This window comes from Bartonella sp. B23 (genome assembly GCF_053793815.1).
Genome location: NZ_CP200033.1, coordinates 1584233 through 1597811 on the forward strand (window position 1 = coordinate 1584233; position 13579 = coordinate 1597811).

Sequence of the window (13579 nt, forward strand, 5' to 3'; positions counted from 1 at the left end):
TAATATGACCTTAAAGGAATTATCCATGTTATTTTTAAATAAGGCCGATTTCAATTATCACAACTGTTTAATTTGTGCATAAAAATAAAAAATCTTTTTCAAATTTTAGTTTTATAAAAGATACCGATTGTATATACACATATTTTAACAAGGAGTTAAAATTTTTGTGACAATAGAAAAAAAATCCTTTCATTTACACATGCTTTCTGATGCAACGGGAGAGACATTGATTTCTGTTGGAAGGGCGGTTGCCTCACAATACACAATGAGCCAAACAACAGAGCACATCTATCCTATGATTCGTAATGAAAAACAGTTACAGAGAGTTCTTGATGAGATACAACAAGAGCCTGGTATTGTTCTTTACACAATTATTGATAAAAAAATTAGACTTCTTCTTAGAAGAGGATGTGAAAAAATAAACGTTCCTTGCATTGACATATTGCATCCTGTTCTTGATGCTTTTCAATCTTATCTTGGAACACCGACAAATTTACGTGCAAGTGCACAGCATGATCTTAATGCGGATTACTTTCGTCGTATTGATGCATTGGATTTTACAATAGAACATGATGATGGACAATATTCTAGCGATTTATCAAGTGCAGATGTCATTCTTGTAGGAATTTCAAGAACATCTAAAACACCTACGAGTATCTATTTAGCAAATCGTGGAATCAAAACGGCCAATATCCCTCTTATTCCAGGGATTGATTTACCAGAGGCTATTTTAGAAGCAAAAAATGCTTTAACTATAGGTTTAATCGCTTCAGCTGAAAGAATTTCACATATTCGTCAAAATAGAGATTTGGGAGAGTGTTGTGCCATTGAAAGTTATACTGATAGAATCAGCATAGCTGAAGAATTGACCTATGCAAAACGCATTTGTGAACGTTTTGGTTGGCCTATTATTGATGTCACAAGACGCTCCATTGAAGAAACAGCTGCTGCTATATTCGAACTTTTGTCGCGATTCCGTGAAGAAAAATGAGAAAAATATGGCAGAAACTACACTAATATTGGGATCCCTTAGTTCTTATCGTGAACAATTATTAAAAAAAGCAGGTTTAAAATTTTTCATTGAAGGAGCCTCTTTTGATGAAAGAGAAATAGAAAAAACAGGAGAAAAAAAAGCTCCGAAACAACTTAGTTGTTTTCTTGCAAATGCAAAGGCAAAAAATGTTTCTGATCGCTTTCCCAATGCATTGGTCATTGGTTGTGATCAAGTGCTTGATTTAGGGGGGAAGGTTTTTCATAAAGTTACAAATAAAAAGGAAGCACATCAACGTTTGTGCGATTTATCAGGAAAAACACATTCTCTTCATAGTGCAGTGGCTTTATTTCAAAATGGTCAAGAAATTTGGGTAGAAGCTTTTAGTGCACATATGACAGTACGTTCTCTTTCATCAGAGTTTATTGAACGTTATTTATCACGTGTGGGGACAGATGTTTTAAACAGCGTGGGAGTGTATCAAATTGAAGGAGAAGGAATCCATCTTTTTGAAAAAATTAATGGAGATTTTTTTACCATTATTGGTTTACCATTATTGCCTTTACTCGCAAAATTACGGCATTTAGGAGTTATTGATGGTTGATGTGAGAGTAAATTGTAAAAAAACAATTTTTCCACGTGCTTTTGTTGTTGGTACACCTATTAGCCATTCAAAATCACCAAAAATTCACAATTTTTGGCTTAAACAATATAATTTACAAGGTGAATATTTGGCACAGGAAATAGTTCCTGAGAAATTTACAGATTTTTTTGCATCTATACAAAAAAGAGGTTTTTGTGGGGGAAATGTTACTCTACCCTATAAACAAGAAGCTTTTCGTTTGGTAAATTATAAAGATAATGTAGCAACCATAATTGGTGCTGTTAATACACTGTGGTATGAAAGAAATAAACTTTGCGCCACAAATAGTGATGCTTATGGTTTTTGTGCTAATCTCGATGATTCAGTTTCTGATTGGAGTGGGGAAACAGCTCTTATTTTTGGTGCAGGTGGTGCTGCACGTGCTATCTTATATGCCTTAAAAAAACGGGGATTTGAACGTATTTTCTTGCTTAATCGTACAAAACAACGTGCTGATGATTTAGCTGAGTATTTCGGAAAACCTGTTGAAGTTCACGATTGGCATCGTGCTGATGAAGTACTTTACAAAGCTGATTTAATTGTTAATACGACTTCCGTAGGTATAACAAATTCACACGAAAAAAAAAGTGATTGCTTCTTTTGTGATTTTCATAAAACAAAGACAACAACAATAGTGACAGATATTGTTTATACACCATTGATAACGCCTTTTTTACAACAAGCAAAAACGCATGGTTTAAAGATAGTTGATGGGCTTGGTATGCTGTTACATCAAGCTGTTCCTGGTTTTGAACGATGGTTTGGGGTAAGACCACAAGTTACAAAGGCGCTACGAACAGAAATTTTAAAGGATATGGGTGAAGAGACAGGATGAAAATTATAGGGTTGACCGGATCAATCGCTATGGGAAAATCAACAGTTGCTGATTTTTTCAAACAAGCCGGTATTTCCGTTTTTAGTGCTGATGATGCAGCGTACCAACTTTATAAGAGTGAGAAAATTTTATCGCTCATAGGACGTATATTTCCTGGCGTTGTTGAAAATGGTAAAGTTAATCGGCTAAAGCTTTTTAATGTTTTGATTAACGATAATAAAAAATTACAAACATTAGAAAAAATAATTCATCCTTTGGTACACAAAAAAGAAAAAGAGTTTATTGATGCAGCACGCAAACAGGAAAAAAAATTAATAGTTCTTGATATTCCGCTTCTTTTTGAAACAAATGGTGAAAAACGTGTAGACAGTGTAGTGGTTGTTTCTGCACCATTATCAATACAAAAAGAGCGTGCCATGATTCGTCCAAATATGAATGAAGAAAAATTTGCTTTTATTAATGCTAAGCAGATGTCTGATGAAAAAAAACGAGAACGTGCTGATTTTATAATTGATACAGGAAAAGATTTAGAGAATACACGTCAACAAGTTTTTTACGTGATAAAAAGTCTACTAAAGAATTGAAAGAATGCGTGAAGTTATTTTTGATACAGAAACAACGGGTTTAGATAAAGAGAAAGATCGCATAATTGAAATAGGTTGTGTAGAGATGGTTGATCGCTATCTTACAGGACGTCAATTTCACGTTTATTTAAACCCACAAGGCGTTATTATTCCTGACGAAGTTGTAGCCATTCATGGATTGACTAATGAGCGTTTAAAGAATGAAAAAATCTTTAGTGATATTGTTGATGAATTTTTGGAATTTATCAATGGCGCAATGATGATTGCGCATAATGCTAGTTTTGATATCGGCTTTCTTAATGCAGAATTAGGACGAGTAAATAAACCGCTTATCAGTGTTGATAATACTCTTGATACATTAGCTATAGCACGACGTAAATTTCCTATGGGACCTAATTCTCTGGATGTTTTGTGCAAACGTTTTGGAATTGATAATAGTCATCGTATTCTTCATGGTGCTTTGCTTGATGCAGAGATTCTCGCTGATGTTTATATTGAACTTATTGGTGGAAAGCAGGGAGTATTGGATTTTGTAAACAATGGGGGTGCTGATAAGGATACCGAGAATGACAAAGATTCTCTCTATGCAGTTAAATTTCGTCCACAAGCTTTACCTTCAAGGCTAAGCGCGCAAGAAAGAAGCATGCATGCTGATTTTATTAATAAAATGGGTGAGAAAGCTTTGTGGAATGATTTCAAAATCCCTGAATAACTTTTCCACCTTCTTCTTAAGAAGATTATTTAAAAGTATAGAAAGAACAAAAATCTCTGAAAATAATGGCTCAAAAAAATACGGTCGTTGTGGGGAGGGGAACACCACAACGACCCTGTCGTTACGCAGCACCTCAGCTATCATAGGAGGAGCAAAATGAAAGCTATTATATCCTGTAACAGCAAAGAAAAGCTCTAGGTACTGAACAAGTGCAACGACTACATACTTTATGAAAATAAAAAATGTCTTTTTAGAGGCAATTCGATAAATTTTAAAAATAAGATAAAAAAAATATATAAAAGTGAATTATTTTTTGATTGAAATGGAGAAAATGAACTTGTCATGAAAGCAACAGATCATCTTTTTTTGGTTGATGGATCAGGCTATATTTTCCGTGCTTACTACGCTTTACCGTCTTTAAAGCGCAAAAAGGATGGACTTCCTGTAGGAGCTGTGGCTGGTTTTTGTAATATGTTGTGGAAATTGCTCTGTAATGCACGAAATACAACTACTGGTGTTGTTCCAACACATTTTGCTGTTATCTTCGACCATTCATCTGATACATTTCGGAAAAAAATTTATCCACAATATAAAGCGAATCGAGAGATACCTCCTGAAGATCTTATTCCTCAATTTTCTTTAATACGCCAAGCAACAAAGGCTTTTAATTTACCTTGTATTGAAAAGGAAGGATTTGAAGCCGATGATTTGATTGCTACCTATGCACAAATGGCAACAAAGGTTGGAGCAAAAACAACAATTATTTCTTCAGACAAAGATCTTATGCAATTAGTTAATGCGCACGTATCCTTATATGATGGAATGAAAGATAAGCATATTGGTATTTCTGAAGTTATAGAAAAATGGGGTGTCGTACCCGAAAAAATGGTTGATTTGCAAGCTTTGATTGGAGATCCGACAGACAATGTACCAGGTATTCCAGGCATTGGCCCCAAAATTGCATCCCAACTGTTGGATCAATTTGGCACTCTTGATCTTTTGTTACAGCGCGTGACAGAAGTCAAACAAACAAAACGACGTGAAAACATTCAAATTTATAGCGAACAAGCAAAAATTTCTCGTGAATTGGTTCGGCTTAAAACAGATGTGCCTATAGATAATGATTTGGATGATTTTGTTTTAGAACCACAAGATGGCCCGCGCTTAATCGCTTTTCTTAAATCTATGGAATTTACAACATTAACACGTCGCATAGCAGAGGCAACAGAATGTGATGCAGAAGTTATTAATGCGCTTGATATAAATGTTAATTGGGTTAATTTTGCACAAGGGTTAGAACATGATGTTAAGAAAGATGAGAAAGTATTGCTTCATGACTTTTCTGAAAATTCTCCACAATTGTTAGCACAAAAACGTAAAGATCAAGCTTTGTCTCAAAAAATTAAAAGGGATGCTTATACGACTATTCTTGATGAAGAAATTTTGAAAGATTGGTTATCGGAAGCACAAGAGCAAGGTTTTTTTGCTTTTGATACTGAAACGACTTCCCTTTATCCGCTGCAATCAAAGCTTGTTGGTTTTTCATTGGCATTACAGCCGGAAAAAGCAGCCTATGTACCCTTGGAACACGTTGAAGGGAAAGATGATCTTTTAGGTGCAGGGCGTATTGTTGGGCAGATTGAAACACAAAAGGCTTTGGCACTTTTAAAGCCTATATTAGAAAACCAAGCGGTATTAAAAATTGGTCAGAATATAAAATATGATTGGTTAGTGATGAAGCAATACGGCATCGTAATACGTTCACTTGATGACACTATGCTCTTGTCGTATGTTTTAGATGCTGGAACTCTAACACATAATATGGATGATTTATCTAAACGTTGGCTTGGACATAAACCGATTCCTTACAAGGAGTTAACGCGCAACGGAAAAAAGATTACTTCTTTTGCGCAAGTGGATTTAAAACAGGCAACCCTCTATGCTGCGGAGGATGCTGATGTGACACTTCGTTTATGGCGAGTTTTAAAACCGCAGCTTGTGGCTCAGGGCATGACAAAAATCTATGAGCGCCTTGATCGACCACTGATAGAAGTTGTTGCAAGAATGGAAGAATGTGGGGTTCTTGTTGATCGGCAGATTTTATTGCGTCTTTCAGAGGAATTAGCACAGGCTGCTTGTATTCTAGAAGAGGAAATTTATCAGCTTACTGGTGAAAAATTTAATCTTGCCTCGCCAAAGCAACTAGGTGATATCCTCTTTGGCAAAATGGGCTTGCTTGGAGGCGCTAAGACCAAGGGTGGACGGTGGTCAACTTCTGCCCAGACCTTAGAGGAGTTGGCTGCTGATGGTCATGTTTTGCCACGTAAAATTATTGATTGGCGTCAACTTGCAAAACTAAAGTCCACTTATGCAGATGCTTTGCCTTCTTATATTTTGCCAAAAACAGGACGTATTCATACGAATTATTCTTTAGCGATAACATCAACGGGACGCTTATCATCATCGGAACCTAATTTACAAAATATTCCAATAAGAACGGAAGAGGGTCGTAAAATACGAGCAGCTTTCATTGCTCCAAAAGGACATATGCTATTATCAGCTGATTATAGCCAGATTGAATTGCGCATTCTGGCACATATTGCCAATATTACGGCATTAAAAGAAGCTTTTGCGCAAGGTCAGGATATTCATGCTATAACAGCATCACAAATATTTGGGGTTGCGACAGAGGGGATGCATTCGGATATACGACGACGTGCAAAGGCCATTAATTTTGGTATTATTTACGGTATTTCAGCTTTTGGATTAGCTAATCAATTAGGTCTTTCGCGACAAGAAGCAAGCCGTTACATTCAACTTTATTTTGAAAGATTTCCAGGGATTAAGGACTATATGGAAACGACTAAAGCATTTGCTCGCCAAAATGGTTATGTAGAGACAATTTTTGGACGTCGTATCCATTATCCAGAAATAAAAGCAGCTAATTTACAGGTACGTACCTTTAATGAACGGGCTGCTATCAATGCTCCGATTCAAGGATCAGCTGCGGATATTATTCGCCGTGCCATGATTCAAATGGAAGATGCTTTAGAAACAGAAAAACTGTCAGCAAAAATGTTATTGCAAGTGCATGATGAATTAATTTTTGAGATACCGGAAAGTGAGAGTGAAAAAACAATGGCCGTTGTTAAAAAAGTTATGGAAAATGCTACAATGCCGGTCCTTTCTTTGTCTGTACCACTTGAAGTGAAAGTTATGGTTGCTAAAAACTGGGGCGAGGCGCATTAACATTTTTTATGTATTTTGTTTTAAGAATGGTTATTGCTTTGGCAAGGTCAAGATGGGCTTTGATAGGCAAATGATCTGAGGCGATGCGTGCAAGTGGTGAATTATGGTTTTCAATATTTGTCACCAATTGATGGGGAAAGGCAAAAATTCTATCAAGAGCTAGAAAAGGAAAGCGAGAAGGAAAACTTGGTACAGTTCCAAATGTGCTGTCAAAATAAGGAGATAAGTGGTTTAAAGAAGATCCTTTTCCTATCCGCCATTCATTGAAGTCTCCAATAAGGAGTGTAGGTATAAGGGGACGTTTTTGTAGAAGTGTAAGAAGCATTTTTGTTTGCTGATTGCGAGAGTGACGTAATAAGCCAAAATGAGCAGCAATAACACGAATAAGACCTGTGTCCATTTCCAACTCCACAATTACAGCGCCACGTGATTCGATACCAGGAAGAGTGATTTGTAAGATATCGCGTACACGTCCTTTTCGCACAAAAATAGCGTTACCATGCCAACCATGACCGTGAGGTGACATGGGATTCAGAGGCACTCGAATCAATCCCGTTTCAGTTTTTAACAGATGAAGATCAATCAAGCCAACGCGTTCACCAAAACGTTTATCTGCCTCTTGAAGGGCGAGAATATCAATTTGTAATTCAGCAATGACACGAACAATACGCGCAGGATTAAAAACCTTATCAACGCCTACACATTTATGAACATTATAGGAAGCAACGGTAAGATCGTAATGGTTATTCCGATTGATTATATCTGATCGATAATAAGAGCGATTGTGGATAGCATTTAAAAGAGAGCTACGGAGCTTTTTCTGGATAAATGCAGTAAACCAAGGAAAATTTTTCTTGTAAGGCATCTTTGTCATTTTGTGGGCAAAAGGGTTATTACCTAAGGGGTAAAGGATAAATGATGTTGCCAAAAACAAAAAACCTTGTTTCCTTTGAGAAACAAGGTTCTTTAATTAAGCTATAGCTTTTATAATCAGTCACGGTTCGAGCCAAGAAACTGAAGTAAAAAAACAAACATATTGATAAAATCAAGATAAAGGCTTAGCGCACCCATAATGACCTTACGACCTCGGGTATCAACACCATCCCCTTCATAGTACATTAACTTTATGTTTTGTGTGTCGTAAGCTGTCAAACCAGCAAAGATCAACACGCCAATCACAGAGATAGCAAATTGCAAGGCGCTTGATCCAAGAAAGATATTCAGAATCATAGAAAATAACAAACCGATCAAACCCATTAAAAGGAACGAGCCTATCGCTGTAAGATCACGCTTTGTCGTATAACCATAAAGCGAAAGAGCGCCAAAAGCTGCAGCTGTGATAACAAATGTTTGAACAACACTTTCTGTTGTATAACGTAAAGTTATGGAAGATAGTGAGAGTCCAACGAGAGCAGCATAACCAAAAAAGAGGCTACGAGCCGTGCTGGTGCTCAATGTATTAATTCTGAAACTGAGGAAAAAGATCGCCACAAGTGGTGCAAACATAACAATGTAGGAGAGTGGCGATGTGTAAAATGTCACTCCGAATGGAGTCAAGTAAACACTTTTACCAATCTGGGCAGCTGCTCGACCCATATCTGTCGTCGTTGCTAATGATGCAATTGCATAAGCAGCAGAGGCCGTAATAAGCAAACCAATGGCCATTGTATTATAGACACCCAGCATATAACTGCGCAATCCTTGATCAATTGATGCATCGGCATGAGAAACAGACGCCGAACGTAAATTTTTAAAATCAGCCATAATATAAAGTCCTTTAGCATATGTTCCACCAGATGTCGGGGTTTAAAATTTAACTACTAAAACAGCAGGTTTGCATAAACTCCGATTTGACTTATACAAACAACCCCAGGCGCCGCTGATGAAATTCCAGCACACCTCCCTCCTATTATGGGGATTTATTTTCAAATTACAAGAGATTTTCGTTGGAAAGATATCTTACAAATTGGTAAGAAAAATTCTTATTTTTGACAATAACCATCAAGTCTTTTCTTATAACCCTTTTGCAAGGGAAGAAAAGGTTAGAATATGCATCTTTCTTTGTTGCTCATAAAATTTTGAATCTATTAGGCAGGACTGTTTTTGCGTTTATGAAGCTACAAGCAGCACCAACCACTATATTTTAATTCTCAACATTGCATTTACAAACGTCATGAAGGGCATATCTTGTTACTTAAGAGAGCATTTTCAATACATATACGAATTCATCTATTGGTCTGTCATTGAATATTTATTCTGTATTTAAAACAGTTACTTGTACTTAGAATCACTGAGTTAAGCTTATAATTGGAAAATATGCAAAAAAATATAGAAATGAGCTCATAAAAGAATTCGTGCAAATATTTTGTTATAACAACTATAACCATTAATGAAACAACGCGGAAGACTAAGAAAATGCTGTTTTTTAACAAACAGGCAGTGCTTGATGCTCTAAAGGCGTAGCTGTAGAGATAACGGAACAGAATATTTTAAACAAAATTATAACGGAAAATCGTAAGAAATTGTTTCCAAAATACAGGGTAAAAATACAAGGGTATGAAGGTGTGCATATCTCATCAAGTTATATGAAATATGATTATTCATTTCCAAATGAACAAACTTTTATTCAGCTATTTTACGATTTGAAGAACGTTTTGTTCTTATCCAGATACGTAATTCTTCAATTAGGATAGCAATAACGCCAAGTGTGATAAAGCTATCTGCAAGATTGAAAATAGCAAAATAAAAAATATCATCGATATGAAAAAGGATATAATCGGTAACATAATGAAAACGAATACGGTCAATAAGGTTGCCAATTGCTCCACCAATGATAAGGGTAAGGCCAAAGCGCGTTAAAGATTTATTATATTCAACTTTTTTCCAGAACCATAAAAGAAAAATGATAACAACAAGCGCAATGACGATAAGTACCCAATGAGAAAAAGAAGAAAAAAACGAAAATGCGATACCAGAATTACGTGTATGGTATAGGGAAAGAAAAGGAAGAAGCGGTTTTGCTGTTCCTAGAATCATATTGTGCATAACCCAGTATTTTACCGCTTGGTCAATTCCTACTGTAAGCACTAAACCAAGGAGAAAAAAAGGTAGTGATTTACGCGTCATATTTTGGCCTCACATGTTACAGTGTTAAATAAGGACGGCGGATTTCATAAAGCATGAGAGCTGCCGCTATAGCTAGATTAAGAGAATCAGCGCGTCCACTTTGTGGAATACGTGCGAGTTTATCGCAACAACTCGCAAGAATGTCTTGTAAACCTTGTTTTTCATTTCCCATGAGAAGTATGATAGGGCCATTTTTGAAATTAATTTTACGATAATCATTAGATCCCTTGAGATGTGTGCCAACAATTGTGCCTTTCAAATTTTTAGACCAGCTTAAAAAAGTACTTTCATCACAGTGATAAAGTGGTGTGGAAAAAATTGATCCCATGGTCGCTCTTACTGCTTCAGGTGAAAAAGGATCTGCCGTTTCGCCGATCAAAATGACGCCCTTAGCTCCCGCAGCATCAACAGTGCGAATAATGGTACCAAGATTTCCAGGATCACGCACCCGATCAAGTGCAATATAAACATCTTCGACTTGCCCTTTTATCATTTCAAGTGATTGCCACTGTTGTTTAAAAATACCAATAACTGTTTGTGGATTATCGCGGCGGGTAATGGATTCCATCACCTTTTGTGAAGCTTTAATGACACAACCGCCATTTGCTACAGTTCGTGCAGCGGTGTTTTCTATAGCAGCATTTCCAATTTTGTTTTTAGAAAAAATAAGTGTTTGTATAATCCAACCGAGATCGAGAGCATCAATCACCAATTTAAGTCCCTCGGCCATGAAAAGATTTTCTCGATTACGGTTTTTCTTTTGGCTGAGTGCTCGAAGATCCTTGATAATTGGATTGCTAAGAGAGGTGATTTCTTTAACTTTACCGGTTTTTTGTATATACATATTCAGGCAATCCAACGGCTAAAAAGAGAAGTAGAAAGGGCGCGTCCAGCGGACTCTTCACGCAATATGAGCTCTCCTGATTCGACTGTACCGCCGAGATTTATCAATTCATCACGCATTAAAGCATGAAGTGTGTAGAAGGAAGCACGAATAGAATAAGCTGTAAGTATGATCGCAAGAGGTTTATCAGAGAGAAGTTTACGACAGTTTGTGATCATAGCTTGCAATTGATCAAACAATTGCCAAATTTCGCCATGAGGCCCGCGCCCATATGCGGGAGGATCAAGAAGAATCATATCATAAGTTTTTTTACGACGCAGTTCGCGTTCGACAAATTTTACAGCATCATCGCAAATCCAACGAATAGGGCGATCTGACAATCCTGATCTTTCTTGATTGGCTTTTGCCCAAGCTATGGCTTTTTTAGAAGCATCAACATGTGTGACATTTGCACCTGCGCGCGCACCAATCAAAGAAGCAATACCTGTATAGCCAAAAAGATTAAGCAATTTGACTGGACGTGTAGCTTTAATAATTTGTTTTTCTATGAAGCGCCAATGAGCATCTTGTTCAGGAAAGAGGCCAACGTGACGAAAAGAAGTAAATCGACCCAGAAAAGACAAACCATTCCAAGCAAGTGGCCAAGTTTCGCTAAGCGGTTTTTTTGGGAAATTCCAACGACCAATACCCTCTTCATCGAGGTTGCCGGTAAAAATAGCATCAGCATTAGCCCAATGCTTTTGTGATAAAGCAGGTTTCCATAATGCTTGACTTTCAGGACGAATAATGAGGTAAGCTCCATAACGCTCTAATTTTTGTCTATTACCGGAGTCAATGAGAGCGTAATCCGCACTCATATCTGTTTCTAAAATAAGGGGCAAATTTTCCTGCGGATATCTATCGTTGCAGTGAGACTGGGAGCATTTTGCAGACATATTCACTATCATGATACAGGTATTTTAAAAAATTGGTGATAAAAAGCTCTTAAATTATTCGTAAGAATATAAAATCTTAAAGCCAATTAAAACGTGTATAGGAAAAAAGAGAAAAAGCACCTTTAATTCTGTGTTGAACACAGTCGGGAAGAAATTCCTATAAAGTACTATTGCACCATATCTGTAATCGATTTTTTCAATTTCTCAATTTCCGTTTTGCATTTTTTGAGAGCTTTTTTGCATTTATGGTACGCAAACCAATTTATTAGGCTTCCCAACAAAACACCAAGACCAAAAAAAATAAAGAGCCACATAAAAAAAGGAGCGTGATAAGTAAAATTTTCAGAATTTGTCTGAAAAGGATCAAGGGTCAATGTAACCATCTGGCGGTTAGCTAAGATAAAAGCAAGCAAAATTGCTGTAGGAATCAGCAAAGCACCTGTTAAAAGGATACGTTTAATTATCATAAGTTTACTCACTGATTAAGTCGATCACGTAAATCTTTGCCAGTTTTGAAAAAAGGAATCCATTTTTCTTCAACGACGACGGCCTCACCAGTTCGTGGATTGCGTCCGTTACGGGCCGAACGGCTTTTAACAGAAAAAGCTCCAAAACCGCGAAGCTCAACACGATTACCATTCGAAAGTGCTGTTGAAATTTCCTCAAAAATGGCGTTTACAATATTTTCCACATCACGTTGAAAAAGATGCGGGTTCTGACGGGCAATAATTTGCACAAGCTCTGATTTAACCAAAATACCCTCGCTTTCACATAAAAAGATTCTCTGTAATTATAATTGCGCATTTTATGCACACACATTACAACATATAAACGGATGAAAGCAAAATAAAACTAAGAAAAAACAAATTGCAAGAAACAAAATTTGAAAATACCTCTTATAAGGAGTATACAAATTGAAAAAAGCGGAACATTTGAAAGATTAGGGTATTATGTCCGTAAACAGTCATTATGGAGTTTTTTCAACAAAATCCTCTTTTGAAGATGTTTTTAAAAAAGCATCTCGCCATTCTCGCCGCATTAACGTATTAAAATTTTTTTTACCTATTTTAGCATCGTTTATAGCACTTGTTTTTTGCTGGTTTATATTTTTCTTTGTTCCCGTTTCTTCTGGTGATCTTGTGACTGTGAGTAATGGAGAAGAGGAGATAATGAAATTGACGATGCTCAATCCAAAATTAGAGGGTTATACGCGCTCTCACGAACCTTATTGGCTGAAAGCGGAAAAGGCATTTCAAGACCGTACACATGTTGGAGTAATTGGGCTACAAAACATTACAGCTGAGGTGCTCATAGGAAAACAAAGACGGGTCTTTCTTGATGCACAGGGTGGAATGTATGATAATATGAATGGTTGCTTGCAATTGGATAAGCCATTCACTATCACCACGAGTGATGGAATGATTGCGCAATTTATGGCAGCAAATATTAATTTATCAGAGGGACAGTTAAAAACAGATAGAGGTATCAATATTCAGCGCGCGGGCTTTCATCTCACAGCAAACGCTTTGCAAATTCGAGAAAAAGGACAAAATATTTACTTTCATGGTGGTGTGCATTTAGTACTTGATAAACAATGAAAGAGTGTAAACACGATAAGCGACTGTTATGAAAGAAAAGTATGTGTGTATGCGAACAGAAG

Annotated in this window: 14 protein-coding genes; 7 read left to right on the forward strand and 7 right to left on the reverse strand. The window is 36.7% G+C overall.

The genetic code is table 11. From position 1 onward, the window contains the following. Positions 1–166: 166 nt before the first annotated feature. The 6 genes from V4B17_RS06935 (at position 167) to polA (ending at position 7014) form a co-directional block, all read left to right on the forward strand. Positions 167–991, forward strand: a complete 825-nt coding sequence (locus V4B17_RS06935) for a pyruvate, water dikinase regulatory protein (RefSeq protein ID WP_455479412.1) — start codon at positions 167–169, stop codon at positions 989–991. A gap of 7 nt (positions 992–998) precedes the next feature. Beyond that, a complete protein-coding gene (locus V4B17_RS06940; protein ID WP_455479413.1) occupies positions 999–1595 on the forward strand; it encodes a Maf family nucleotide pyrophosphatase in 597 nt (198 codons plus the stop codon). Beyond that, entirely contained in the window at positions 1588–2469 is an 882-nt protein-coding gene (locus V4B17_RS06945) for a shikimate dehydrogenase (RefSeq protein ID WP_455479414.1), read from the forward strand. Before V4B17_RS06940 ends, V4B17_RS06945 begins: the two co-directional genes overlap by 8 nt. Beyond that, the gene (coaE, locus tag V4B17_RS06950) at positions 2466–3053 is read left to right on the forward strand and encodes a dephospho-CoA kinase (protein ID WP_455479415.1); all 588 of its coding nucleotides are present in this window, start codon (positions 2466–2468) and stop codon (positions 3051–3053) included. The genes V4B17_RS06945 and coaE overlap by 4 nt, the downstream gene beginning before the upstream one ends. 4 nt (positions 3054–3057) lie before the next feature. Further along, entirely contained in the window at positions 3058–3765 is a 708-nt protein-coding gene (gene dnaQ, locus V4B17_RS06955; RefSeq protein WP_455479416.1) for a DNA polymerase III subunit epsilon, read from the forward strand. A gap of 342 nt (positions 3766–4107) precedes the next feature. Continuing rightward, positions 4108–7014 (forward strand): DNA polymerase I, encoded by a 2907-nt coding sequence (gene polA / locus V4B17_RS06960; RefSeq protein WP_455479417.1) that lies wholly within the window; start codon positions 4108–4110, stop codon positions 7012–7014. Here the strand turns inward: polA and V4B17_RS06965 are convergent. The 7 genes from V4B17_RS06965 to ihfB form a co-directional block, all read right to left on the reverse strand. Beyond that, positions 6989–7888, reverse strand: a complete 900-nt coding sequence (locus tag V4B17_RS06965) for an endonuclease/exonuclease/phosphatase family protein (RefSeq protein WP_455480207.1) — start codon at positions 7886–7888, stop codon at positions 6989–6991. The two genes, polA and V4B17_RS06965, sit on opposite strands and share 26 nt — an antisense overlap. Positions 7889–8004: 116 nt before the next feature. Next, the gene (locus V4B17_RS06970) at positions 8005–8778 is read right to left on the reverse strand and encodes a Bax inhibitor-1/YccA family protein (protein WP_455479418.1); all 774 of its coding nucleotides are present in this window, start codon (positions 8776–8778) and stop codon (positions 8005–8007) included. Between the two features lie 858 nt (positions 8779–9636). After that, complete coding sequence (lspA, locus tag V4B17_RS06975) at positions 9637–10140, reverse strand: signal peptidase II (RefSeq protein ID WP_455479419.1); 504 nt, start codon at positions 10138–10140, stop codon at positions 9637–9639. A gap of 16 nt (positions 10141–10156) precedes the next feature. Continuing rightward, complete coding sequence (locus V4B17_RS06980; protein ID WP_455479420.1) at positions 10157–10984, reverse strand: TrmH family RNA methyltransferase; 828 nt, start codon at positions 10982–10984, stop codon at positions 10157–10159. Between the two features lie 2 nt (positions 10985–10986). After that, a complete protein-coding gene (locus V4B17_RS06985; RefSeq protein ID WP_455479421.1) occupies positions 10987–11919 on the reverse strand; it encodes a class I SAM-dependent methyltransferase in 933 nt (310 codons plus the stop codon). Between the two features lie 167 nt (positions 11920–12086). Beyond that, positions 12087–12386, reverse strand: a complete 300-nt coding sequence (locus V4B17_RS06990; RefSeq protein ID WP_455479422.1) for a LapA family protein — start codon at positions 12384–12386, stop codon at positions 12087–12089. Between the two features lie 8 nt (positions 12387–12394). After that, positions 12395–12673 carry an integration host factor subunit beta gene (ihfB, locus tag V4B17_RS06995; RefSeq protein ID WP_455466091.1) on the reverse strand — a complete coding sequence of 93 codons (279 nt, stop codon included), beginning with the start codon at positions 12671–12673 and terminating at the stop codon, positions 12395–12397. A gap of 196 nt (positions 12674–12869) precedes the next feature. Between ihfB and V4B17_RS07000 the strand changes: the two genes are divergently transcribed. Beyond that, positions 12870–13517 carry an LPS export ABC transporter periplasmic protein LptC gene (locus V4B17_RS07000; RefSeq protein ID WP_455479423.1) on the forward strand — a complete coding sequence of 216 codons (648 nt, stop codon included), beginning with the start codon at positions 12870–12872 and terminating at the stop codon, positions 13515–13517. The last annotated feature ends 62 nt before the right edge of the window (positions 13518–13579 follow it).